At 66.6% G+C, this 24708-nt stretch carries 22 protein-coding genes and 2 pseudogenes; 11 read left to right on the top strand and 13 right to left on the bottom strand.

Annotated features, from left to right (window positions below; translation table 11 throughout):
* The first annotated feature begins 9 nt into the window (after positions 1–9).
* From WFK98_RS07380 to WFK98_RS07360, 5 genes are all read left to right on the top strand, one after another.
* Positions 10–987, top strand: coding sequence for a sugar ABC transporter substrate-binding protein (locus WFK98_RS07380; protein WP_336799784.1), 978 nt, complete (start codon positions 10–12; stop codon positions 985–987).
* A 78-nt stretch (positions 988–1065) separates the two neighbouring features.
* Positions 1066–2049 carry an ABC transporter permease gene (locus tag WFK98_RS07375; RefSeq protein ID WP_336799783.1) on the top strand — a complete coding sequence of 328 codons (984 nt, stop codon included), beginning with the start codon at positions 1066–1068 and terminating at the stop codon, positions 2047–2049.
* Positions 2049–2804: an ATP-binding cassette domain-containing protein gene (locus WFK98_RS07370; protein ID WP_336799782.1), complete on the top strand. Its 756-nt coding sequence runs from the start codon at positions 2049–2051 to the stop codon at positions 2802–2804. The genes WFK98_RS07375 and WFK98_RS07370 overlap by 1 nt, the downstream gene beginning before the upstream one ends.
* A 10-nt stretch (positions 2805–2814) precedes the next feature.
* Positions 2815–3522, top strand: a complete 708-nt coding sequence (locus tag WFK98_RS07365; RefSeq protein ID WP_336799781.1) for an SDR family oxidoreductase — start codon at positions 2815–2817, stop codon at positions 3520–3522.
* A 3-nt stretch (positions 3523–3525) separates the two neighbouring features.
* Positions 3526–4413 (top strand): SMP-30/gluconolactonase/LRE family protein, encoded by an 888-nt coding sequence (locus WFK98_RS07360; RefSeq protein WP_336799780.1) that lies wholly within the window; start codon positions 3526–3528, stop codon positions 4411–4413.
* A 145-nt stretch (positions 4414–4558) separates the two neighbouring features.
* Here WFK98_RS07360 and otnI read toward each other — a convergent pair whose 3' ends face one another.
* Together otnI and ltnD are read right to left on the bottom strand one after the other, a co-directional pair.
* Positions 4559–5335 carry a 2-oxo-tetronate isomerase gene (gene otnI / locus WFK98_RS07355; RefSeq protein WP_336799779.1) on the bottom strand — a complete coding sequence of 259 codons (777 nt, stop codon included), beginning with the start codon at positions 5333–5335 and terminating at the stop codon, positions 4559–4561.
* A 7-nt stretch (positions 5336–5342) separates the two neighbouring features.
* Positions 5343–6278 carry an L-threonate dehydrogenase gene (ltnD, locus tag WFK98_RS07350; protein WP_336799778.1) on the bottom strand — a complete coding sequence of 312 codons (936 nt, stop codon included), beginning with the start codon at positions 6276–6278 and terminating at the stop codon, positions 5343–5345.
* 232 nt (positions 6279–6510) lie between these two features.
* On the opposite strand from ltnD, the gene otnK reads away from it, so the two are divergent.
* The 3 genes from otnK (at position 6511) to WFK98_RS07335 (ending at position 8694) form a co-directional block, all read left to right on the top strand.
* Positions 6511–7779, top strand: coding sequence for a 3-oxo-tetronate kinase (gene otnK / locus WFK98_RS07345; protein ID WP_336799777.1), 1269 nt, complete (start codon positions 6511–6513; stop codon positions 7777–7779).
* Complete coding sequence (gene otnC / locus WFK98_RS07340; RefSeq protein WP_442907383.1) at positions 7776–8423, top strand: 3-oxo-tetronate 4-phosphate decarboxylase; 648 nt, start codon at positions 7776–7778, stop codon at positions 8421–8423. Before otnK ends, otnC begins: the two co-directional genes overlap by 4 nt.
* A gap of 136 nt (positions 8424–8559) precedes the next feature.
* Positions 8560–8694: a hypothetical protein gene (locus WFK98_RS07335; protein WP_266340125.1), complete on the top strand. Its 135-nt coding sequence runs from the start codon at positions 8560–8562 to the stop codon at positions 8692–8694.
* Positions 8695–8810: 116 nt separating this feature from the next.
* Here the strand turns inward: WFK98_RS07335 and WFK98_RS07330 are convergent, their stop codons facing one another.
* The 7 genes from WFK98_RS07330 to WFK98_RS07300 all read right to left on the bottom strand — a co-directional run bounded on the left by WFK98_RS07330 (position 8811) and on the right by WFK98_RS07300 (position 17622).
* The gene (locus tag WFK98_RS07330) at positions 8811–10088 is read right to left on the bottom strand and encodes a D-tagatose-bisphosphate aldolase, class II, non-catalytic subunit (RefSeq protein ID WP_336799775.1); all 1278 of its coding nucleotides are present in this window, start codon (positions 10086–10088) and stop codon (positions 8811–8813) included.
* Complete coding sequence (locus WFK98_RS07325) at positions 10088–11044, bottom strand: tagatose kinase (RefSeq protein ID WP_336799774.1); 957 nt, start codon at positions 11042–11044, stop codon at positions 10088–10090. The genes WFK98_RS07330 and WFK98_RS07325 overlap by 1 nt, the downstream gene beginning before the upstream one ends.
* Positions 11045–11284: 240 nt before the next feature.
* The gene (locus tag WFK98_RS07320; RefSeq protein ID WP_336799773.1) at positions 11285–12445 is read right to left on the bottom strand and encodes an ROK family protein; all 1161 of its coding nucleotides are present in this window, start codon (positions 12443–12445) and stop codon (positions 11285–11287) included.
* A 210-nt stretch (positions 12446–12655) separates the two neighbouring features.
* The gene (locus WFK98_RS07315; RefSeq protein WP_266340121.1) at positions 12656–13675 is read right to left on the bottom strand and encodes a substrate-binding domain-containing protein; all 1020 of its coding nucleotides are present in this window, start codon (positions 13673–13675) and stop codon (positions 12656–12658) included.
* A 60-nt stretch (positions 13676–13735) separates the two neighbouring features.
* Positions 13736–14725, bottom strand: coding sequence for an ABC transporter permease (locus WFK98_RS07310; protein ID WP_266340120.1), 990 nt, complete (start codon positions 14723–14725; stop codon positions 13736–13738).
* A gap of 17 nt (positions 14726–14742) precedes the next feature.
* Positions 14743–16332 (bottom strand): sugar ABC transporter ATP-binding protein, encoded by a 1590-nt coding sequence (locus tag WFK98_RS07305; RefSeq protein WP_442907382.1) that lies wholly within the window; start codon positions 16330–16332, stop codon positions 14743–14745.
* A 405-nt stretch (positions 16333–16737) separates the two neighbouring features.
* Positions 16738–17622, bottom strand: a complete 885-nt coding sequence (locus WFK98_RS07300) for a sugar phosphate isomerase/epimerase family protein (RefSeq protein ID WP_266340119.1) — start codon at positions 17620–17622, stop codon at positions 16738–16740.
* A 219-nt stretch (positions 17623–17841) separates the two neighbouring features.
* Here WFK98_RS07300 and WFK98_RS07295 point away from each other — a divergent pair, with 219 nt between their 5' ends.
* The 3 genes from WFK98_RS07295 (at position 17842) to WFK98_RS07285 (ending at position 20127) form a co-directional block, all read left to right on the top strand.
* Complete coding sequence (locus WFK98_RS07295; protein ID WP_336799772.1) at positions 17842–18618, top strand: GolD/DthD family dehydrogenase; 777 nt, start codon at positions 17842–17844, stop codon at positions 18616–18618.
* A gap of 28 nt (positions 18619–18646) precedes the next feature.
* Positions 18647–19375, top strand: coding sequence for an SDR family oxidoreductase (locus tag WFK98_RS07290; RefSeq protein ID WP_336799771.1), 729 nt, complete (start codon positions 18647–18649; stop codon positions 19373–19375).
* A gap of 323 nt (positions 19376–19698) precedes the next feature.
* Positions 19699–20127 carry a VOC family protein gene (locus WFK98_RS07285; protein ID WP_336800310.1) on the top strand — a complete coding sequence of 143 codons (429 nt, stop codon included), beginning with the start codon at positions 19699–19701 and terminating at the stop codon, positions 20125–20127.
* 225 nt (positions 20128–20352) lie between these two features.
* On the opposite strand, the pseudogene WFK98_RS27345 reads toward WFK98_RS07285, so the two are convergent.
* The 4 genes and pseudogenes from WFK98_RS27345 to WFK98_RS07270 all read right to left on the bottom strand — a co-directional run.
* Positions 20353–20496 (bottom strand): annotated as a pseudogene (locus tag WFK98_RS27345) (HNH endonuclease); the annotation flags it as partial.
* An 850-nt stretch (positions 20497–21346) separates the two neighbouring features.
* A complete protein-coding gene (locus WFK98_RS07280) occupies positions 21347–22393 on the bottom strand; it encodes a quaternary amine ABC transporter ATP-binding protein (RefSeq protein WP_336799770.1) in 1047 nt (348 codons plus the stop codon).
* Entirely contained in the window at positions 22393–23262 is an 870-nt protein-coding gene (locus tag WFK98_RS07275) for an ABC transporter permease (RefSeq protein ID WP_266340114.1), read from the bottom strand. Before WFK98_RS07275 ends, WFK98_RS07280 begins: the two co-directional genes overlap by 1 nt.
* A gap of 155 nt (positions 23263–23417) precedes the next feature.
* Positions 23418–24316 (bottom strand): annotated as a pseudogene (locus WFK98_RS07270) (glycine betaine ABC transporter substrate-binding protein).
* Positions 24317–24708 lie beyond the last annotated feature (392 nt).

Genomic DNA, 24708 nt, shown 5'->3' with positions numbered 1-24708 from the left:
AGGAGCAAAATGATGAGACTGAAAGCAACGGCTCTCGCAGTCGCCATGTTGACCACCGCCTCCGGTCTGGCGATGGCGGAAGAAAAGCTCGACATCGTCTTCGCGGTCCACTCGTCAGCCTCGAACACGTTCTGGCAGGCGGCGAAGAAGGGCTATGACGACGCCTGCGCGAAGGTTTCCGCCAACTGCCAGATGCTGTTCACCCAGACCGAGGGCTCCGTTCCGGAACAGCTCGCCAATCTCGAGGCCGCGCTGGCGCAGAAGCCTGCCGCGATCCTGACCTCGATCGTCGACAACAACGCGCTGGACGACGTGATCCAGCGCGCCCGCGACGCCGGCATCGTCGTGATCGGCGTCAACGTCGACGATCTCGAAGGCGCGAAGGGCAATGCGCGCCAGGCCTTCGTCGGCCAGGGCTTCCTCGCCGCCGGCCATTCGCTCGGCCAGGCGCAGGCCGCGAACTTCCCGGCCGAGGGGCCGATCAAGGTGCTGGTCGGCATCTCGGCGCCGGGCCAGAACTGGTCCGAGCAGCGCGGCCAGGGCGTGATCAGCTTCCTCGAGGAGTACAAGGCTTCCTCCGGCCGCGACGTCAGCTGGGAGAAGATCGACAGCGGCACCGACCTCGCCATCACCTCGGACCGCGTCGGCGCCTATCTGGCGGCCCATCCCGACACCACCGCCTATTTCGACACCGGCTTCTGGCATGCCGGCGTCGCCCGCGTCCTCGCCGATCGCGGCGAAGCGCCGGGCAAGGTCCTGCTGGGCGGCTTCGACCTCGTGCCGGAAGCGGTCGAGCAGATGCAGAAGGGCTATATCCAGGTCGAGGTCGACCAGCAGCCTTACATGCAGGGCTTCATGCCCGTCATGATGGTCTACCTCGCCAAGAACTTCGGCCTGGCGCCCGCCAATGTCGACACCGGGCAGGGCATCGTCAAGGCGGCCGACGCCGCCGCCCTCATGGAACTGGCCGCCAAGGGCCTTCGCTAACGCCTGTCCCGACCTGATGCCCCACGGGCGCCCGCGCGGCGCCTGTGGGACCGTGCCCGCTGAAAAGGAACTGCCGCAATGAGACGGCTTCTGAAGATATCGCTGCAAAAGCCAGAACTTGCGGCCGGCCTGCTGCTGATCTGCCTGATCGTGTTCTTCCAGGTCATGTCGCAGGGCGTGTTTCTCGGCGTCGCCAACATGCGCGGCGTGCTGGGCCTGCTGCCGGAAATGGCGCTGGTCGCCATCGGCGTCACCCTCTTGATGATCTGCGGCGAGTTCGACCTCTCGGTCGGCTCGGTCTTCGCGCTGAGCCCGATGACGCTCGCCGTGCTGATGACCATGGGCTGGGGCTTCTGGCCGGCCCTGCTGATCGGCCTGCTGGTCTGCGCGGCCATCGGCCTCGCGAATGGCTGGCTGACGATCCGCTTCGCCATCCCCTCCTTCATCACCACGCTCGGCATGCTGTTCATGGCGCGCTCGCTGACCATCGTCATCTCGGGCGGCTTCCCGCCGCGGCTGAAGACCGACGAGATCCCGATGTGGCTGTTCGTCGAGTTCGTCGGCCCCGGCAACCTGTTCCGCGCCTCGTTCCTCTGGTTCGTCGTCATCGCCATCCTCGTCAGTCTGCTGCTTTCGAGGACCAATTTCGGCAACTGGGTGCGGGCGACGGGTGGCTTCCTGCCGGCGGCCAACGCCATGGGCATCCCCTCGTCAACGGTGAAGATCGCCTGCTTCATGATCTGCTCGGTGCTCGCCGGTCTCGCCGGCACGATCCAGGTGCTGCGCATCGGCTCGCCCCTGCCCTCGATCGGCGAAGGGCTGGAACTCGCCGCGGTCGCCGCCGCCGTCATCGGCGGCACGTCGCTCCTCGGCGGCATCGGCTCGATCATCGGCGGCATCGTCGGCGCTACCCTGATCCGCGTCATCGACAACGGCATGGTGCTGAGCCAGGTCAACGGCAACTGGTTCAAGTTCGCCATCGGCGCCCTGACCATCCTCGCCGTCGTCGGCAATTCGTGGCTGCGCAAGCGCGGCCGCGCCATGAAGGTGGAGACGGTATGATGACCGCGGCACACGAAGCCAACCACGACCAGCCGATCATCTCGGTCCGCGACCTGCACAAATGGTATTCCGGCGTCCACGCCCTGAAGGGCGTCAGCCTGGATTTCAAGCGCAACGAGGCCGTCGGCCTCGTCGGCGACAACGGCGCCGGCAAGTCGACGCTGATCTCGATCCTGGCGGGCCTGCATCCGAAGGACGAGGGCGAGATCTATGTCGAGGGCCGGCCGGCCGAGATCAACCGGCCGCGCGACGCGATGAACCTGGGGATCGAGACCATCTACCAGTACAATTCGATGGTCCCCAACATGAGCATCGCCCGCAATTTGTTCATCGGTCGAGAGCCGCTGAAGGCCTCGTTCATGGGCGTCGGCCTGCTCGACCAGGCGCGCATGCGCTCCGAGAGCATGGAGGCGATCGCCAATGTCGACCTGCACCTGCGCTCCCCGGACGCGCTGGTCGGCGAATTGTCGGGCGGCCAGCGCCAGGGCGTCGCCATCGCCCGCGCCATGCACTTCAAGTCGAAGGTGATGATCCTCGACGAGCCGACCAACCATCTGTCGGTCAAGGAGACCAACAAAGTCATCGGCTTCGTCAAATCGCTGAAGGAGCAGAACGTGACCGGCATCTTCATCAGCCACAACATGCATCACGTCTTCGCCTGCTGCGACCGCGTCGTCGCCATGGCGCTCGGCAAGGTCGTGCTCGACAAGCCGATCTCCGAGACGTCGATCGAAGAAGTGCACGACGTCCTGTGAGGAGCGCGCCATGACGATTTCCGAAAGACACGCCCTGATCACGGGCGGGCTCGGTACCATCGGCCGGGCGATGGCGCAGAAATTCATCGCGGCCGGCGCCGTGGTCACGGTGCTCGACCGCCCGGGCTCGGAGCCGCTCGAAGGCGCCGGCTGGCTCGGCGTCGATCTGAACGACCTCGCGGCGGCCGAGGCGGCCGTAGCCCGGCTCGACCGGCCCGTGGACATCCTCATCAACAATGCGGCGCTGATCCTCAACAAGCCGCATGAGGAATTCAGCCTGCAGGAATACGAGGACCAGGTCCGGGTCAATTCCTCGGCCGCCTTCGCGCTGACCCGCGCCTGCGCGGCCGGGATGAAGGCCCGGCAATGGGGCCGGATCGTCAATCTGACCTCGATCACGCTGAACGGCCAATGGGACGGCTATGTTCCCTATGTCGCCTCCAAGGGCGCGATGCTGGGCCTCACCAAGGCGTTTGCCCGCGAGCTGGGGCGATACGGGATCACCGTCAACGCGATCTCGCCGGGCGCAGTGGTGTCGGAGGCGGAGGACCGTGTCTTCGCCGACCGGCTGCAGGAATTCCAGGACTGGGTGCTGAAGCAGCAGAGCCTGAAGTCGCGCGTCCAGCCCGAAGACGTCGCCGACCTAGCCGCCTTCCTCTGCTCGGACGCGGCGCGGATGATCTCCGGCCAAAACATCGCCATCGACGGCGGCTGGTGAGCCATGACGGCGAAACTCGTCCTCGATGCCGCGGACAGCGTCGGCGAAAGCCTCGTCTGGCATGCGGAGCGCCAGCGCCTCGTCTGGGTCGACATCATCGGCCGGCGCATCCACGCCTTCGATCCCACGAGCGGCGACCACCGGATCTGGCCGCTCGCCGGACGCCCGACCTCCATCGGCCTCCGCGTGGATGGCGGCGCGATCGTCGGGATGGAGCGCGACATCTGCCTGTGGGACTGGCACGGCGAGCCTGTCCCCGTCCGCGAGGTCGAGCCCGACCTCCCCGCCAATCGGCTGAACGAGGGCGTCGTCGCGCCGGACGGCAGCTTCTGGATCGGCACGATGCGGAACAACATCGCCGACGACGACAGTCCGCTCGACGCGCCGGAAGAAACCGGCAGGATCTATCGCTACAGCCCGGACGGCCGGCTGACGCGGCTTTCGGACGATAGCTTCGCCATCACCAACACCTTCGTCTGGCCGGCCACCGACCGCTTCGTCACCGCCGATACGCCGAAGAACACGCTCTACAGCTACCGGATCGGCGCGGATGGCCTTCTGTCCGACCGCCGGATCTTGCAGCAGGGGTTCGGCCGCGGCCTGCCGGATGGTTCGACGATGGACGCCGAGGGCTACGTCTGGACGGCGCGGGTGGTCGGCGGCGCCTGCCTGACCCGCACGGCGCCGGATGGCCGCGTCGATCGCGTCGTCGAGCTGCCCTGCTCCTGGCCGACCAGTTGCGCCTTCGGCGGACCGGATCTCGCCACTCTGTTCGTCACCTCGGCCCGCTTCACCATGACATCAGGACATCTCGCCGCCAATCCGCAGGAGGGCGGCCTGTTCGCGCTCGACGCCGCGGTGAAGGGCCTGCCCGCAAACCGGTTCGGCTAGATCCTTTCCGTGTTTCATCGAAACACGAAAAGGATCAGGCGCTCTGTTTGGCCGCATTTTCTTGACGCGAACCGGTATCCCCTTCGCTCGAAAGCGCTCTTGGCCGGATGACGGGCGCCGCTTGCGAAGGCGCCACCTCCCAATCTCAGCGCAGCGTCGTCTGCTTCATCCAGCCGAGACCATCCAGCGTCGCGCCGGCGGGCCGGTATTCGCAGCCGACGAAGCCGTCATAGCCGAGCCGGTCGAGTTCGTTGAAGATGCGGAAATCGTTGAGTTCGCCCGTGCCCGGCTCGTTGCGCAGCGGCACCGAGGCGATCTGGACATGGCCGATCACCGGCAGCAGTTCCTCCAGGCTCTTCACCACGTCGCCATGCAGGATCTGGCGGTGGTAGATGTCGTACTGGAGCTTCAGATTGGGCAGGCCGAGCTCGTCGATGATTTCGCCCGCCATGTCGAAATCATTCAGGAAATAGCCCGGCATGTCGCGCCGGTTGATCGGCTCCAGCACGATGTCGATGCCATGCGGCTCCATCGTCGCGCAGGCCATGCGCACGGCGTCGCGGTAGCGCTCGCCGGCCTCGGCCGAATGGCTCGGCGCCAGGCCCGCCATCATGTGCAGCCGCTTGACGCCGGTCGCCAGCGCATAGTCGAGCGCCTTCATCACCGAGGCGCGGAACTCGTCGTGCCGACCCGCCAGCGCGGCGATGCCGCGCTCGCCGGCCGCCCAGTCGCCCGGCGGCAGGTTGAACAGCGCCTGCTCCAGCCCCGCCGCCTTCAGCCTGCCGGCAACGTCCTCCGGCGAGAAATCGTAGGGAAACAGGAACTCGACGGCCTTGAAGCCGGCATCGGCGGCGGCGGCGAAGCGATCGAGGAACGACCACTCGTTGAACATCATCGAGAGATTGGCGGCAAAACGCGGCATCGGAGTCTCAGTCCTTGTCAGTGGAGGCGGCGGCGCCAGGCAGGTCGATGCCGGCGATCCTCGCGTAGAGGCGTGCGACGGAGGCGTCGTCATCCTTGCCCATTCCGGCGGCGGCCGTCATCAGAAACATCTGCAGCGCGGACGAGGCGATCGGCGTCGCGAACTTCTCGCTGCGGGAGATGTCGGCGATGATGCCGAGATCCTTGGTGAAGATCTCGACCGCGCTCTTCGGCGAATAGTCGCCGTCGAGCACATGCGGCATGCGGTTCTCGAACATCCAGGAATTGCCGGCCGAAGCGGTGATCACCTCATAGACCTTGGCGATGTCGAGCCCGAGCCGCTTGGCGAAGACGATCGCCTCGGAGGCGGCAGCGATGTGAACGCCCGCCAGCAACTGATTGACGATCTTGAAGGAAGCGCCGATTCCCGGCTCGTCACCGAGCAGATAGAGCTTGGCCGACATGGCGTCGAGCGCCGCGCGGGACTTGTCGATCGCCACTGGCTTGCCGGAGACCAGCATGGTCAGCGCGCCTTCCGCCGCCCGCGTCGCACCGCCGGAAATCGGCGCATCGACATAGTGGCGGCCGGCCGCCTCGACGGCCGCCGCGAGCGCGCGCGCCCGTTCCGGCGCCATGGTGGCGCAGGAAACGATCACCGCGCCCGGCCTTGCCGAGGCCAGCACCCCGCCCTCGCCGAGCAGCACCTGTTCCGTCTGGTCGGCATTGACGACGACGACGACGAGAATGTCCGCCCCGGACGCCGCCTCCGCCAGCGACGCGGCGCCGGCGCCATGCGCGGCAGCGAACTTCGCCACCACCTCCGGCCGCGTGTCGAACCCGGTGACGGCGAAGCCGCCGCGCGCCAGCGATTGCGCCATGCCATAGCCCATCGAACCGAGGCCGATCACCGAGACCCGCGGCCCGGACACTTCGTTCGCGCTCATGCGTCAATTCCTTCTGCCAGAGACGACCGTTCCCGGATCGCCGAATGCTAGCGCTGTCATTTCTTGCGGAATCGTCATGACAGCGCTAACAGTAGCCATTACTTGCCGAGCCGGGATGCCCGCCGTCAAGCCCGGGGGAGGGCGAAAATGTCTTGCAACGCACCATGTCGCGGCCAGCCGGTCCGTCCCCTGCCCGCCCCTCGGACCTAACCTCCTCGAAGGACCTCATCGCATGCTGCTTGGATGCATCGCCGACGATTTGACAGGCGCAACCGATCTCTCGCTGATGCTGTCGCGCGAGGGCCTGCGCACGGTGCAGAGCACCGGCCTGCCCGGCGACGATCTCGACCTCACGGAAGTCGACGCGCTCGTCGTGGCGCTGAAGTCGCGCACCATTCCCGCCGCCGACGCCGTGGCGCAGTCGCTCGCGGCGGCGGAGTGGCTGCTGGCGCACGGGGCCGAGCGGCTGTTCTTCAAATATTGCTCGACCTTCGATTCCACCGACAAGGGCAATATCGGTCCGGTGACGGAGGCGCTGCTGAATCGGCTCGATGCCGGCTTCACCATCGCCTGCCCCGCCTTCCCGGCGACCGGCCGTTCGATCTACCAGGGCCATCTCTTCGTCAACGGCGTGCCGCTCAACGAAAGCTCGATGCGCGATCACCCGCTGACGCCGATGCGCGATTCCGACCTTCGCCGCGTGCTGCAGCGCCAGACCGAGCTGCCGGTCGGGCTGGTCGCCTATGCCGATGTCGATGCCGGCGCACCGGCCATCGCGAAGGCGTTCCAGCGCGAGCAGGCAGCCGGCAAGCGCATCGCCATCGTCGACGCGCTGCAGGACGCGCATCTGCGCGAGATCGGCAAGGCTCTGGTGGACCTGCAACTCGTCACCGGCGGCTCAGGCATCGCCATCGGCCTGCCCGCCGCCTATCGCGACGCCGGGCTGATCGACGAACTGACGCCGCCGGCGACCTCGATCGAAGCCCCGAAGGGGCGTGGCGCGATCCTCGCCGGCTCCTGTTCGGCAGCGACGCGCGGCCAGGTCGCCAAGGCGCAGGAGGCTGGACTGCCGACGCTGCGCATCGACCCGCTCGAGATTGCCGCCGGCAGATTGAGCCCGGCCGAGGTGATCGACTGGCTGGTGTCGCAGGCGGCCGACGTGACGCCGCTGGTCTATTCGAGCGATGATCCCGACAGCGTGCGCGCCGTGCAGGAGAAGCTCGGCCGCGACAAGGCCGGCACGCTGGTCGAGGACCTGCTCGCCGCGGTGGCTTCAGCGCTGCCGGAAAAGGGCTTCACCCGCCTGCTCGTCGCCGGCGGCGAGACGTCGGGCGCCGTCGTCAACGCGCTCGGCGTCAAGGCGCTGTCGATCGGCCCCGAGATCGATCCCGGCGTGCCGTGGACGTTGAGCCGTTCCGGTCCGGATGTTGCGCTGGCGCTCAAATCAGGCAATTTCGGCGCGCCCGATTTCTTCCTCAAGGCATGGAGTTCGCTCGCGTGAGCCAGACGTCCCAAACCGAATCCGCGCTGCGCGAGCGGATCTGCAAGTGCGGCGCCTCGCTGTTCCAGCGCGGCCTCACCTTCGGCTCGACCGGCAATATCTCAGTCTCGCTGCCGGACGGCGGCTGGCTGATGACGCCGACCAATGCCTCGCTCGGCGACCTCGACCCGGCCAAGATCTCGAAGATCGACGCCAGCGGCAACCATGTCGGCGGCGACAAGCCGACCAAGGAAGCCTTCCTGCACCGGGTGATGTACAAGCAGCGCCCGACCTGCGAGGCGGTGGTGCATCTGCATTCGACCCATTCGGTCGCGGTTTCCTGCCTGCACCACATCGACCATCATGACTGCCTGCCGCCGCTGACCGCCTATTACATCATGCGCGTCGGCAAGCTGCCGCTGGTGCCCTATCACCCGCCCGGCGACGAGAGCCTGGCGCTGGCGGTCGAGAAGCTGGCCGACAAGCATCATGCCGTGCTGCTCGCCAATCACGGTCCCGTCGTCGCCGGCAAGAGCCTGGAAGACGCGATGTACGCGACCGAGGAGCTGGAGGAGACGGCCAAGCTGTTCCTGATGCTGCGCGGCGAGGCTACCCGCCCGCTGACGCCCGAACAGGTCGCCGAACTGCGCAAGCGCAACAGCTGAAGCAGGGTGGGGAGCGCCATCCTTCCTCGTAAGCGGGGCCATCGGCGTCGCTCACGAGGGTTTGACGCATCCCTCCTTGAATCGTCGACTGCGAGGCAGATCTTCCCTCACCTGTGGTTGCACAGGGAGGGATGAGATGAAGATCTTTGTGGCTCTGCTTCTGTTCGCCGCGTCGCTGGCCGGCTGCCAGACGAGCGACACCTCGACCGGCGGCAGCTTCACCAGCTGCCAGTCAATCGGCACAGGCGGCACCGCCGACGTCATCTGCTGACGCCGACGCGGGTCACGGGGCTTGTTGCGGACGAGGCGGCATCACCGCTTCGCCGAGCTCGGCTTCTTCACCTCTCTCGTGGGGAGAGGTGAAGCGCGGCCTCCGGTGAAAATCCCCTACTCCGGCCGGCAGGCGCGGCCGTAAAGCTGCAGCATCCGCGTTACGCCGCGCTCCAGCAGCGCCTCGGCGGTGGCGGCGGTTTCGCCGCTGCGCACCGCTTCCGCATCCTCCGCGAGGTACTGCGCGACCAGCGGCTCGGGGATCGCCCGGCCCTTCAACGTCGCCATCAGCTTCGCCACCGCGCGCTCGGCCTGCTCGTGCGGCCAGTAATAGCGGATACGGTCGCTGTAGCTGTAGTGGCGCAGCACATGCTGCTCATCCGGCGTGCCGGGATAGTAGCGCTGCCAGTAGTTCGGCTCCGACAGCATCAGCGCTTCCATCGCATTCGCCAGTTCCCGGCCGCCATAGGCGGCGTCGAGCTCCGAGGCGATCAGGTCGAGGCCATAGAGCGTCTGGCGCAACGCGAAGGTCAGGCCGGGGCCGACCTTGAGGATGGGGAAGCCGTCGCGGACCAGCGTGGCGAGCGCCGCCTCGGGCTGGTAGTCGGTCGAATGCGCCTCGAACACGAACTGCGTCTCGTCGCCGAGAACGGCGATCAAGTCGCGCGCCCGTTCCGGCCGATAGACGACGACCTTGTCGTGGCCGAATTCGACGCCCGGCTGCACGACGAGGCCGATGACGCGGGCGAATGCCTCCGTCAGCCCCGCTTCCGCGAAGACGCGGCGGTGGGTGGCGATGGTTTCACGCGCCGCCGAGGCGAGCGTCGGCGGTACGTCGTCGAGATCATGCAGCGCTCCGCCCGGCGTCGGCACCTCCGTGCCGATGATATAGACGGGCAGCGCCAGGCCGTTCGCCTTCGCCGTGGCCTCGGCGACGGTCGCTAGGCGGGCGGCGCGATGCGCCGTCGTCTCGTCGTCGAGGCCTTCCGGCTCGCCGGCGCAGCCCATGCTGGCGTCGAGATGGATCTTGGTGAAGCCGGCGGCGACATAGGCCGCCACCATGGCCTCGGCCTTGGCCAGCGCTTCCTCGGCCGGCAGGCTGCGCCAGGGATTGGGACCGAGATGGTCGCCGCCGAGGATCAGGTTCGCCGTGTCGAAGCCGACTTCTGCGGCGATGCCCTCGACGAAGCGACGGAAGTCGGCCGGCTTCATGCCGGTATAGCCGCCTTCGTGATTGACCTGGTTGCAGGTCGCCTCGACCAGCACGACGGTGTCAGTGCGCAGGCCTTCGCGCAGCGTCGCGCGGATGACGGCGGGATGCGCCGAGCAGACCGAGGTGATGCCGCGCGTGCGGCCGGCCTGATAGTCGCGGGCGAGTTCGGTCAGAAAGCTCATCAGGCGGCTCCCACCGGCGTCGCGGCAATGAAGGCGTCGAGCTCGGCGAAGGACGAGGTGCCCTCCATCGGCCCCTTTACGGTGACGGTGCGCGCGCCGGCCGCGTTGGCGTAGCGCAGGCAATCCTCGACCGAATTGCCGAGGCGGCGGGCGACGAGGAAGGTGGCGCCAAAACTGTCGCCGGCGCCGGTCGGGTCGATTTCCTCGACGATGAAGCCAGGAACGTCCGTCCGGCCGGAGCGGTCAAAGTGGCTGGCGCCGGCCTTGCCGCGCTTCAGCACGATCTCCTTGACGCCGGCATCGAGCAGCGCCGCGATTGCGCGGCCCTCGTCCGCTTCCCCGGAGAACAGGGACAGTTCCTCGCCCGAGGGCAGGAACAGGTCGGTCGCGGCGAGCACGGTCTGGAACGCCGCCTTGCCGGCCGGGTCGCGCAGCATCTCGACGCGGATATTGGGATCAAACGACACGGTGCCGCCGCGCGCCTTGATCGCCGGGATCGACGCGCTGACCATGCCGAAAACGGCGGGGACCGGCAGGCCGGAGCCCATGACGTGGAGATGGCCGGCCTCGGCCAGCACGGCCTCCGCCTCCGGCGTCGCGGCGATGCGGCCGGCGGCGCTGTCTCGCATGTTGAAGACGAAGTCGCGGCCGCCATCGGGACGGTAGCGGACGAAGGCGCTGCCGGTGGCGGCCCCCGGATGGATGGCGACGGCCGAGACGTCGACGCCGTCCTGCTTCAGCCGCTCCAGATTGACGGTGCCGAAATCGTCGTCGCCGACGGCCGAGACGATCGCCGCGGGATGGCCGAGCTTGCCGACCTGGTCGATGAAGATGGCGGGGGCACCGCTCGGGAACGGACCGATCAGGGTCTGCGCCTCGAGGAAGCCATGGCCGAGCGTGGTCGCCATGATCTCGACGAGGATCTCGCCGATGGTGACGATCTTGCCTTCAATCATCGATTTTCTCTCCCTGGGCGCCCTGTCAGGAGCAAGATACAATTTCGTTCTACGCAACGGCCGTTCTTCACCTCTCCCTGAGGGAGAGGTCGACGGCCGAGGCCGGCGGGTGAGGGTTTACGGCCTCACCGGATAGTTCCCTAAACCCTCACCCGGAGCTTCGCTCCGACCTCTCCCTGAGGGAGAGGTAAGCAAGCAGATCCCGATCCATCGATCTCCATACAGCGCCGACAGCCCACGTCACGTCTGAAACAGCGTGATCGGCTGCGCGCTCGCATAGATCGCGCTTTCGTCGATCGAGAACATGCGCTGGTGCATGATCAGCGCGCCGCCAAGCGCCGGACCTTCGAGGCCGAGCGAGGAAACCTCGATCTTGGGCATCGGGAACCCTTCGAGGAATTCGCGCCGCATGCCGGCCTCGACCTCCTCCGCCACGAAGCGGAACAGCGGCGCAACGGTGCCGCCGAGGATGATCACGCCGGGATTGAGCACGCTCGAAAGCTGGATCAGGCCGATGGCGAGCCCGCCGCCCCACTCGCGCACGGTGCGAATGGCGCTCGCGTCGCCGGCTTCCAGCGCCGCGATCAGCTGGTCGAGGTCGGCGCCCTCGGCGGCGCCATTGGCGCGATAGCGCGCCAGCACGGCGTCCTTGCCGATATAGCTTTCGAGATGTCCGGGCTTGTGGCGCCCGCCATAAAAGCCCTCGCTGCCCAGCACGATCTGGCCGAATTCGCCGGCAAAGCCGGTCGAGCCGCGAAACAGTCGCCCGCCAATGACGATACCGCCACCGGCGCCGTTCTCGATCAGCAGGAAGGCGACGGTCTCGGCGCTGTGCGAGGGGTCGCGATAGGTCTCGGCGATGGCGAAGGCGTTGGCGTCGTTCTCGATCGAAACCTGCAACTCCAGCTGCGGGAAACGGGCGGCCAGGCGCTCGGTGATCATCGCCTTCAGGTCGACGTCGCGCCAGCCGATGATCAGCGCGTTGATCACCTTGCCCTCGGCGTCGAGCAGCGCCGGCAGCGTCACGCAGAGCCCGCGGATCAGCGTCTTGTCCGCAAGGCCATCGATCACCTCGCCGATCATCGCCGCGACGCGATCGATACCGGCCTCGAGCGGCTGCTGATGGGTCGGAAACGGGGTGGAGATGCGCCGGATCTCGTTGGCGCAGAGGTCGATGGCGACGACGGTCAGCCGGTCGACGCCGATCTCGGCGCCGAGGAAGGTGGCGCCGGCCGGATTGATCTCGATGTTGATGCCGGGACGGCCCGTTTTCGCAGCGGTCTCGCCACGGCCGCCATTCGGCAGCTCGACCACCAGCGCATCAGCCATAAGGTTGGCGATGATGTGGCCGGTCGTCGACCGGTTCAGGCCCAGCATGCGCGCCAGATCGGCCCGGCTCATCCCACCGCTTCGAAACAACGCGTTGAGCGCCCGGATTTCGTTGAGGTAGCGGACGGATTGGGGCGTTGCCAAGATCTGGAACTCATTCTGAAACGACTTGGAGGCTCCCCGGGGTGGCGCGGTCGGGCGCCCTTGCGACCGGAGAGATGAGAGGCGGCCGAAGCCGCCTCTCCTTGGCACGTTGCACGCTGTCGCGTGCAATACGCTTGATTACTGTGTCTTGCGCATCGAGAGAAGAGCGTCGACGTTGTCGAGCGTGACCGGAATCCACGGCACGGAATAGTGCTGCTGCTTGCCGCCTTCCCAGGCCAGCTTGCCGCCGTTGACGTCCCAGACAGCCGCCTTCGGCTTGTAGTCGGGCTGCTTGGCGACGAGGGCGAGATCGATCGCGCCCTGGGCCTGCGCATCGGCGTCCTGCAGCGTCGACATCATCTCGCCGCGCTTGACGGCCAGCAGGGCGTCGGTGACGCCGTCGACGCCGGCGACCGGAATGGTCTTCGGGTCGAGGCCGTGCGCCTTGATCGCCTCGAGCGCGCCGATCGCGATCTCGTCATTCTCGCCGATGACGCCGTTGATCTGGCCGGCATGGGCGGTCAGCCAGTTCTCCATCAGCGAGAGTGCCTCGGCGCGAGACCAGTTGGCGGTCTTCTGCTCGAGAACCTTGATATCAGGATAGTCCTTCAGGGTTTCCTCGATACCCTGCAGGCGCTGCACCTGGGCCGACTGGCCGATCATGCCCTCGCCGATGACGACGTTGCCCTTGCCACCCATCTTGTCGAACACGGACTTGGCCAGCAGCTTGCCGGCCTCGACGTCGTTCGAGGCGATGTAGGCGTTGTAGAGGTCGGTATTCGAGATCAGCGTGTTGGAGCCGATGACGGTGATGCCGGCATCCTTGGCGCGCTGGACCGGATCGTTGCCGGCGTCGATATCGACCGGGACGAAGACGATGGCGTCATACTTCTCGCTGATCGCGGTATCGAACTGGTTTGACTGGGTCAGCGCATCCATGCGGCCGTCGAGGACGGTCAGCTTGACGGTACCGTCCTTGACCAGCGGATGGTTGTTGGCGGCATTGGCCCAGAGCACGTTGAATTCCGTGTCGAGGCTCTGCACGACCGCGGCGATCCGGACCGGGTCGGCGGCGGCAGCCTGACCGATCGTCAGGGCGGCAATGCCGACGCCTGCCAGCATGGCGAGGCCGCGGCGGGTAAAGGTGTTGAGTGCCATTCTAGGGTTCCCTCCCACAATCATAGCTCTGCATTCCCGCGCCGGAGGGCGCGGATCCCATCAAGGATTCATGTTTCTGGAGCGGTCGATCAGGACAGCGACGACGATGATCGCGCCCTTGATGATCTGCTGGTAGTAGGACGAGACGCCCATCAGATCGAGACCGTTCGAGATGACGCCGATGATCAGCGCGCCGATCAGCGTGTAGACCACCGAGCCGACGCCACCGGTCAGCGAGGTGCCGCCGATGACGACCGCGGCGATCGCGTCGAGTTCGTAGCCGAGGCCCGCCTGCGGCAGCGCCGAGGTGGTGCGCGCCGTCAGGATCATGCCGGAAAGGCCGGCAAGCGCGCCCATCAGCAGGTAGACCGAGAAGATCACCGTCCGGGTCGGGATGCCGCTCGTCTTGGCGCTCTTCACATTGCCGCCGACGGCATAGACCCAGCGGCCATAGACCGTGTAGCGCAGCGTGATCCAGGCGGCGACGAAGACGATCGCGAAGATGATGACCGGAACCGGGATGCCGGCGACGAAGCCCTGGCCGAGCCAGCGGAATTCCGGGCTCAGATTCGGGATCGGGCGGCCGTTCGAATAGAGCAGCGTCGCGCCGCGCGCCATCGACAGCATGCCGAGCGTGACAACGAAGGCCGGCACCGAGAAGCGGGCGATCAGCGTGCCGTTGACGGCGCCGAACAGCGCGCCGACGCCGACGGCGGCGAAGAAGGCGATCGCCGGATTATAGGGATCGCCGCCCGTCACCAGGCTGCCGGCGACGACGCCGGTGATCGCCAGCACCGAGCCAATCGACAGGTCGATGCCGCCGGTCAGAATGACGAAGGTCATGCCGATGGCGAGGATGCCGTTGATCGAGACCTGGCGAAGCACGTTCAGCAAATTGGCGGTCGACAGGAAGTTCGGATGCGCGAAGGAGAGGATCACGAACAGGATGATGAACGACAGCAGGATGCCGTAGCGCGACAGGAAGCGGCCGATCGCCTGGTTCCTGGCTCCCGATGCGGAAGTGGCGTTGGTGGTGAGTTCGGTCGACATGGAGGCGCCTCGGTCGCTCAGCTTGCCAGATGGACGAGCGCCTCTTGGGTCGCCGCGGCGCCCTCGAGTTCGCCCGCGATCCGCCCGCGCCGGAACACGAGGATCCGGTCGGCGTTGGCGAGAATTTCGGGAATTTCGGAAGAGATCATCAGCACGGAGTTGCCGGCCGCCGCGAAGGCGGAGAGGAAGGCATAGACCTCCCGCTTGGCGCCCTCGTCGATGCCGCGGGTCGGCTCGTCGCAGATCAGGATCTTGGGCTCGGTCTCGACGCAGCGCGCCAGCACCACCTTCTGCTGGTTGCCGCCGGAAAGGCTCTGGACCGGCAGGTCGCGCGAGGCAGTGCGGATGCGGAAGCGGGCGATCTGGCCGTCGACATTCGACGCGACCTTCTTGCCGTCGACGAAGCCGAGGCGGGAAAACTGGTCGAGCGCCGCCAGCACGACGTTCTCGGACACGCTGGAGGTCAGGACCAGGCCCGTCTCCTTGCGATCCTCGGTGACGATGGCGATGCCGTTCGCGAGCGCGTCCGACGGCGAGCGGATCTCGACCGGCTTGCCCTCGATGCGGACGGTGCCGGCATCCTTGGGCTCGTTGCCATAGAGCGCGTTGGCGAACTCGCTGCGTCCGGCGCCCATCAGGCCGTAGAGGCCGAGGATCTCGCCCTTGGCGAGATCGAGCGAGATATCCTCGAACTGGCCGTGCCGGCCAAAGCCGGAGACGGAGAGCATCGGCTCGCCGGTGCTGGTGCTCTTGCGGGCCTCTTGGTCGCGCAGGTCGCGACCGACGATCAGCGAGATCAGCCGCTGCCGGTCGATGTCGGCGAGATCGCCAGCCTCGATGAAGCGGCCATCGCGGAACACCGTATAGCTATCGGCGATCGAGAAGATGTCGGTCAGGCGGTGCGAGACATAGATGATGCCGACGCCCTGGTCCTGCAGCGAGCGGATCGCCTTGAACAGCGTCGCCGCTTCCTTCTCGCCGATCGCCGAGGTCGGCTCGTCCATGATCAGGATGTCGCTCTCGCGGCTGATCGCCTTGGCGATCTCGACGAGCTGGATCTTGGCGACGGAGAGCGAACGCATGGTGGCGCGGGCGTCGATGTCGAAGCCGAGGCGGGCGAACAGGGCGGTCGCATCCGCCTCCATCTTCGCCTTGTCGGCGAACCAGCCCATCCGGCGCGGCTCGCGGCCGAGATAGATGTTCTCGGCCACGGTCATGTCGAGTACCGGGCTCAACTCCTGCGTGATGATGGCGATGCCATCGGCGAGCGCCTCGGCGGCCGAGGCGTAGTGCACGACCCTGCCCTTGACCATGACCGTGCCGGCATCGGCGCGATGCAGTCCCATCAGGATGTTCAGGAAGGTCGACTTGCCGGCGCCATTGCCGCCGCAGAGCGCATGGACGCTGCCGCGCTTCAGGCGAATGCGACCGTCGACCAGGGCGGGAACGCCGGCGAACGCCTTGGAAATGCTGGTGGCGGCGAGGAGCAGATCCGCATCGACGACCACGCCATCATCGGGCGCGGTCTGCGACGGGGAAGCGGGCGGAACGACGGCGTGATGCGCCTGTTCCGGCTTGCCCTCACCAAGGGAGGCAGGCTCGGCCACTACGACTTTTCTCCCGGTTGATCGGAACTTCTGAGGTCCGAATTATTTTGTTCGTTGCGACACCAAACATATTTGCAGATGTCAGACAAGTCAACCTGCCGACGATTGTCGTAGCGGCAGATGCACCCATTCAGGATGACGAAAAGCGGAGTCCCACCCTCCCCGCGCTCGCAGAACTTCCGCGATCGCCTCGCCCGACACCCGCCCCAGCCGGATCGGGAGACGCCGATGCCGCGCCGGTAATACAGGGACGAACCAGGCGGACGCGATTTCACGCGGCGACAAAGGATGGATGGCGGCCATTGCAGGCGCCATCCATCAAGGTGCGGATCGCCCCCGGGAGGAGGATCGGGACGAACCGCTGTCCAGGGGCAGCCAGGGGTCAGCCGCCCCCCTGCCCTCAAATCAGAGCGAACGGGCGGTGATCGCCTTGCGGGCGGACTCGCCGATGCGGGCCTCGATATAGGCCTTGGCCAGGCGCGCCACCTCGACATTGTCCTTCCAGGTGTTTCGCCAGATCGCGCAGGTGATCGACAGATCCTTGTCGACGACCTCGGTCGAGAAACTCTCGAAGGTGATCCAGTCCTGGTAGTCGATCTCAAGCAGCGCGTCGAAGATCGCCGAGAAGTTGATCACGCCGGAGCCGAGGAAGCCGCGATTGCTCTCGCCGATATGGAAGTAACCGAGCTTCTTGCCGGCGGTGCGCAGCGCCTGGACCGGATCCGCTTCCTCGATGTTCATGTGGAAGGTGTCGAGGTGCAGGAAGATGTTGTCCGAGCCGGACTGCTCGATGAAGGCGAGGCCCTGCGCGGTGGTGTTGAGCAGGTTGCTCTCGAAGCGGTTGACGACCTCGAGGTTCATCGACACGCCGGCGGCCTTGCCGATGTCGGCGGCGCGGGCCAGCGCCGCGACGCTGTTGTCCCAGCCCTTCTGGGTCGGCATGCTCTGGTACTTGGTGTGGGCGGAGAAGATGATGCCGCCGAGCTTGGAGCCGCCGAGGTCGCGGGTGATCGAGATCGCCTCGGCCAGCACCGCCTCGCCGCGCTTCACCACCGCCGGATCTTCCGACGAGACGTCGCTGTCGGCCGGCAGGCCCATGGTGACGACGACCTTCAGGTCATAGTCCTGCAGGCGCTTCGCGAGCCAGTTGACGTCGAACTTCTTGGGGTCGAGGCGCGGGAACTCGATCAGGCCATAGCCGAGGTCGTGCGACTTCTTCATCGCGCCCTCGAGGTCTTCCTGTGTCGTGCCGCCGGTCCAGACGAACGAATGAATGCCAAGCTTCTTCATCAGCGTTTCCTCACGGTTCCATGCACCCGCCGGGTCCGGCCGGGTCGACATCCAGTGCGATTTCATCATCGCTTATTTGTTGGCAGTAGCAGCAAACAAACTTGCTTTCAAGCGGGCGGCGAGGCTAGTTTGGTGCAACGCGCCGCCAGGAACGAGCGGCGGCAAGCCATGCGCCGAGCGCGGACATGATGTCCGCCGCGGCTTTGGGAGGAAACAGGAATGTCTGCCAATCAGGCCTTTACCGCCGATCTGACGCGGCCCTTCGACATGACCGGCAAGGTCGCCCTGATCACGGGTGCGGCCGGCGGAATCGGCCGGGCGCTCGCGACGCTGTTCGCCGCCAACGGAGCCACCCTTGCCCTCCTCGACAAGAACGAGGCGGTGCACGACTTCGCGGCCTCGCTCGGCGCCGGCCACAAGGGCTGGACCGGCGACGTCACCGACGCCGCCACGATCGAGCGCGTCGTCGCCGAGGTCGCGGCGCATTTCGGCAAGATCGACATCCTCGTCAACAATGCCGGCATCGGCATGCTGGCGCCGGCCGAGGCGACGACGACCGAGAGCTGGGACCTGCAGCTCGCCGTCAACCTGCGCGCGCCCTACCTGTTCTCGCGCGAGGTCGCCGGCCACATGATCGCCGCCGGCTATGGCCGCATCGTCACCATCGCCTCGCAGGCCGCCGTCATCGGCATCGAGGGCCATGTCGCCTACTCCGCCTCGAAGGCGGGCCTGCTCGGCATGACCAATTGCATGGCGCTGGAATGGGGCCCGAAGGGCATCACCGCCAACTGCATCTCGCCCACCGTCGTCGAGACCGAGCTCGCCAAGGTCGGCTGGGCCGGCGAGAAGGGCGAGCGCGCCCGCGCCGAGATCCCGACCCGCCGCTTCGCCCAGCCGGAAGAGATCGCCTACGCCGCGCTCTACCTCGCCAGCGACGGCGCCGCCATGGTGAACGGCGCCAACCTGCTGGTCGATGGCGGCTACACCATCCGCTGATCCCAAGAGAACTGAAGGGGGAGACACCATGGCCGTATCCGTTGCCGGCAAGGTGATGATCGTTACCGGCGCGAGCTCGGGCATCGGCCGCGCCGCCGCCCGCCGCTTCGCCGCCGAGGGCGCGAAGCTGGTGCTGGTCGCCCGCTCGGCCGACAAGCTCGAGGCGCTGGCGAAGGAGCTGGGCGGCGACGCGCTCGCGGTTCCCGCCGACCTGACCAGGCCGGCCGACGTCGAAAAGGTCGTCGCCGAGGCCGAGGCGCATTTCGGCCGGATCGACATCCTGTTCGCCAATGCCGGCAGCTATGTCACCGGCGACGTCGCCGGGGGCGATCCGGACGAGTGGGACCGCGTCATCGGCGTCAACGTCAACGGCGTGTTCCGCATGGTCCGCGCCGTGCTGCCGGGCATGATCGCCCGCCGCTCCGGCGACATCGTCGTCACCTCGTCGATCTCCGGCCACCAGGCGATCCACTGGGAGCCGGTCTATTCGGCCACCAAGCACGCGGTGCAGTCCTTCGTGCACGGCGTCCGCCGCCAGGTCGGGCCGCACAATGTCCGCGTCGGCGCGCTGGCGCCGGGAATCGTGCTGAACGAACTCTGGGGCATCAACGATCCCGCCGAGATCGAGCGCCGCGCCGAGGCGCATGAGGGCCTGCGCTCGGAGGACATCGCCGACGCCCTGCTCTTCATGGTGACCCGCCCGCCGAACGCCACGATCCGCGACCTCGTCATCCTGCCGCAGAACCAGGACATCTGATCGGGCCCAAGCCCCCCTCACCCCAGCCCTCTCCCGCACGCGGGAGAGGGAGTTCTCCGCGCCACGTCTCGCCGCAGAGCGGACAGACCGTCAGCGTTGCGGCCCGGAATTGCCCAGCCTCCCTCGCCGCCATGCCGGCCGAAAAGCCCTCGCCCGCTTGCGGGAGAGGGGTGGGTGAGGGTCTTGCATCCCTACCCCGGCGCCACCGCCGACCAGCGCCCGAAAAATCTCTCCTCGTCCCTGTCGAATCCATCCCTCCCCGCTCGTCGTGACCACGACGGCGGCCCTGGGCCGCGCGCGTCCCATCGAGAGGAGACCGGATGATGGATACCAAGACCGACGAGACCAACGCCTTCGCCAACATGCCGAAGGTGCTGAGCGGCGTGGCCCCCTATCTCAGCGTCGGCGGCGCCGTGAAGGCGTCCGAGTTCTACCAGCGCGCGCTGGCGGCCAGGGAGGTGATGCGGGTTCCCGTCGACGAGAAGGGCCGGACCATGCACATCCACCTCTACATCAATGGCGGCTCGATCATGCTGGCCGACCCGTATGAGGAATACGGCCACCCGCTGGAGAAGCCGCAGGGCTACACACTGCACCTGCAGCTCGACGACGACATCGATGCCTGGTTTCAGCGTGCCGTCGACGCCGGCATGGAGGTCGTGATGCCGCTCGACCTGCAATTCTGGGGCGACCGCTACGGCCAGCTGCGCGATCCGTTCGGCGTGCTGTGGTCGATGGGCGCCCGCGCCTAGACCGTCACGGCGGTTGTCGAGGGACGCCCCAGCGCCCCTCGCTTTCACCGGGCGATCAGCCCTCGAAGACGTGCTCGCGATGAAACCGCAGAAAGCTCGGATGCGGCCGCCATTCGGGACGCGCGGGAACGGCCAGCTTTCGTGCAGGGGCGGCCAGCCTCTCCTATCTTCGGGCCTCAGCCGGCTCGCGACCAGGATCGTGTAGTCGTCGGCGATGGAGAGCAGTCCCGCGTCGAACATCCAGTGCACAGAGCGCGAAAACGCAATGCCGTTGCAGACGAGGTCCGGCCCGCCTCGGGCCACAGGCCTGATATGCGCGGCTTCGGCTTCCCATCGTCCATAGCGATCCATCACCCGGCTCCCGGTCATCGCACACCGGTTGTCGTAGGCCGCCATCACGACCACGGGAAAGGCCCAGTCACGGTGCGGGCGCGAAACCTGCCTCGTTTCGATTGCCCGCGGCACGGACAGCAGCGGCTCATCCTGCACGAAGAGTGCCGGGTCTTCTGCGGTGTACAGATGGCCTGGACGGGGAAGAGCCGCCGACCCAGGAAACTGCCACGATGCATCGGCTGAGACTGCCACAAGTCCGGCCGCAACGATCTGCCCGAACTCGTCTTTGTGCAGATTGCGAACACCCTGACCGAAGGCCCCGCGATTCCTCGAAGCGTCCGCCCTGCGAAGCGCAGCCTCGTAGTAGTGCCCGTCTTCCTTGAACGGCACCGTCCGGTCGAAGCCGCGATAGCCCGCCATTCGCGCGAGACGGTAGCCTGGCCGCAACGGCTCCAGGTCGATGCCCTCAACCTGGGCCATGGCAAAATACCCGGATGGGAGGGCCGCACGCGCGCGCCGGGTGGGTCGGTAGTAGATGATCCAGTGGCCGATCGAGGCCTCAGCCTGGTTCAGATTGGCACTCTTGAAAACATAGCGCGTCTCGATGCGGCCACCGGGCACGTCATCACCATTGGTTGTAAAGACAGAATTTACAAGCATCCAACAGAATTGCCCTGCCCCCCACGGAAGGCGCAAGAGCCTGATCCCTATGGCCGTATTGAATTCTGCGCACTCGGCTGCAATCCGGCGATCACCACCGGAGGCAACCGCCGTCGCGATTGTCGGGCGCGGATGCCTCCTTGCTGGCCTCGCCTCTCGCATCGCCGCCGAGGGGAGAAGAGGCGCTCGCGCCCCCTCTCCCTCGCGCCCGGATGCGATCCGCGCCTCAGCCCACGCCCGGCGTGTGGCGGGCGAGCGCCTTGATCACCTGCTTGGCGGTGACGCGGCCGATCTGATTGCCGTCGCCGTCGACGACGCCAACCCACAGATGCTCGGCGAACAGCGGCAGCACGTCCTCGCAGCGCGCATCCATCGACACCGACTGCTCGCACGGCTCCGTCGCGCCGCGCTCCATGATCGAGCGCACGTGAATCGCGCGCGCCTTGTTCACCTCGCGCACGAACTCCTCGATGTGGTCGTTGGCCGGCCGCAGCACGATGTCCTCGGGCTTGCCCTCCTGCTGCACGGCGCCGTCCTTCAGCACGGCGATCCGATCGCCGATCTTCAGCGCCTCGTCGAAATCATGGGTGATGAACAGGATCGTCTTGTTGAGCGATTTCTGCAGCGTGATCAGCTGGTCCTGCATGCCCGAGCGGATCAGCGGATCGAGCGCCGAGAACGCCTCGTCCATCAGGATGATGTCCGAATCCATCGACAGCGCCCGCGCCAGGCCGACGCGCTGCTGCTGGCCGCCGGAAAGCTGGCGGGTGCGCGACCCCTCGTAGCCGGCGAGGCCGACCGTCTCGATCCACTTCGCCGCCGTCTCCAGCCGCTCCTTGCGGCCGACGCCGCGCACTTCGAGGCCATAGGCGACGTTGTCGATCACCGAGCGGTGCGGCAGCAGGCCGAACTTCTGGAACACCATCGCCACCTTCGAGCGGCGATAGGCGCGGAGCTGGTCGCGGCTCATCTTCAGCACGTCGTCGCCATGCACGAGGATCTCGCCCGCCGTCGGCTCGATCAGCCGGTTCACGTGGCGGATCAGGGTCGACTTGCCGGAGCCCGAAAGCCCCATGACGACGAAGATCTGCCCGGCGGCGATATCGAGCGAGACGTTGTCGAGGCCGACGACATGATTGGTCTCGGCCTGCACCTCGGCCTTGGATTTTCCCGCCCGCAGCAGAGCAAGCGCCCCTTCGGGATCGGGGCCGAAGATCTTGGTGACGCCGCGCATGGCGATGGCGAGATCGGGCTTTACGTTGATGTCGGACATTAGCGCGCCTCCTGCATGCCGATCCGGGCCTGAAGCTGGCGGCCGAATGCCTGGGTGATCCGGTCGAAGATGATGGCGAGCGCGACGATGCCGAGACCGGCGAACAGGCCGCGGCTGACTTCGAGACGGCCGATGCCCTGCAGCACCTGGTAGCCGAGGCCGCCGGCGCCGATCATCGAGGCGATCACCACCATCGAGAGCGCCATCATCGTCGTCTGGTTGATGCCGGCGAGGATGGTCGGCAATGCCAGCGGGATCTGTACGCCGAAGAGGCGCTGGCGCGGATTGGTGCCGAAAGCGCGGCTCGCCTCGAGCACGGCCGGATCGACCGAGCGGAGGCCGAGATCGGTCAGCCGCACCAGCGGCGGCGCCGCATAGACGATGGTGGCGATCAGCGCCGGGATCTTGCCGGGGCCGAAGATCATCACCGTCGGGATCAGGTAGACGAAGCTCGGCAGCGTCTGCATCAGGTCGAGGATCGGCGCGACGAACTGGCGGGTGCGCGGGGAACGCGACATCCAGACGCCGACCGGGATCGAGACGAGGATCGCCGTCAGCGTGGCGGCGATCATCAGCGCCATGGTCGTCATGGCGTCCTTCCAGAGATCCATGATGCCGAGGAACATCAACGCCGCGAACACGACGGCCGGCAATTGCCAGCGCCGCGTGGCGAGCCAGGCGATGCCGGTCAGAGCCACGATGATCAGCCACCATGGCGTCGCGACCAGCAGGTCCTCGATCGCCTTCAGCAGCATCAGGAGCGGATGGGCGGCGGTCTCGAAGGTGCCGCCCCAATGGCGGACGACCCAGTTCAGGCCGTCATCGACCGCGCGGCGCCAGGGCCGCGTATCAATCAGTTGAGGGAACAAGATTTGTCTCTTTCTTCACGCCGCGGGGGGCGAGGAAATCCAGGGGGCGACGCGACAGGCGTCCGCCCTGCCCGGCGGCGCGGCCGGGCGAAAGGAAACGGCCAAACGGAAACGGCCGGGAATGCCCGGCCGTCCGTTCGCCACAGGATGCAACCTCAGTTGAGGCTGGCCTTGACCTTCTCGGCCACGGCGGCCGGGACCCAGCTGGTCCAGCGGTCCTGCTTGGTCTTCAGGAAGTTGAGCGCGGTCGCGGCCGCGTCGGCCTTGTTCTCGTCGCCATAGACGAGGATCTCGCTGATCTCGGCATTGGTCAGGCCGACCTTGGCGAGATAGCCGGCGACGCCGGGCGCGTCGGTCTTGATCCAGCTCGCGGCGCCGACGACGGCGGGCGAGGACGGATAGGCCGTCACTTCAGGCGCCTTGTCGCAATCGCGGTTGGTGTTGCACTCGTAGACTTCGGGCTTGGTCGGGCCCAGGTCGAGCTGCACGGCGTCATACTTGCCGAGGATGGCGGTCGGGCCCCAGTAGTAGAACAGGATCGGCTCTTCCCGCGTGAAGGCGCGGGCGATCGAGGCGTCGAGCGCGCCGCCGGAACCGGGCGAGAACAGGTTCCAGCCCTTGTCCTTCATGCCGAGCGCCTCGAACAGCGCGCCGGTGGAAATCTCGCAGGCCCAGCCGGGCGGGCAGGAATAGAGCCGGCCCTTGCTGCCGTCCTCGGGATCCCTAAACAGCTCGGATGGGCGATCACGTCCTGGACGGTCTTGAGGTCCGGATGCGCCTTCTGCACGTAGCGCGGAATGAACCAGCCCTCGACGGTGCCGTCGGTGATGGCGTCGGCGAGCTCGACGACGTTGCCGTCGGCCAGGCCCTTCGCCCAGGGCTCCCGGATCGTGCTGGTCCAGAGTTCGGGCGCGATCGCCGGGCTGCCGCGCGTCAACATCGAGGACGATGTCGGAACGGTATCGCCGGTGACGATCTCGACGCTGCAGCCGAAGCCCTTCTCGAGAATGATGGCGTGGATATGGGCCAAGGCGGCCGCGGAGGGCCAGGTCATCTCGGCGATATCGATGGTCTTGTCGGTGCCGCAACTGGCGGCGTCAGTGGCTTGCGTATCGGCTTCCTGGGCAAGCGCGGAATGGCTCGTGGCGGTCAAAAGCGCAACGGCGATCGCGGCGGCAATGCCACCGGATTTGAATATCATTGGATAACACCTCGTGTCAGTTGATGAACACAACGGTAGACACTCAGTCCAATTGTGTCAAATCCGACAACTTCTTGCCACAAATCGACCAGACTTTTAGCAATTTCGCCATCAAATTTACCGATTTGTTTTACGGTACTTGAGATATAAAGAAACGATGATCACAGATAACCGATACGGAAGCCTAACGTATACGATCGCCAAGAAAAAATAAATTTCACGCCGCCGCACAAGATCTGCCGAGG

This window comes from Kaistia sp. MMO-174 (genome assembly GCF_037147815.1).
GTDB classification, from domain to species: Bacteria; Pseudomonadota; Alphaproteobacteria; order Rhizobiales; family Kaistiaceae; genus Kaistia; species Kaistia nematophila.
Note: the sequence above shows the minus strand (reverse complement) of the source record. Positions and strands in the feature narration are given on the sequence as shown.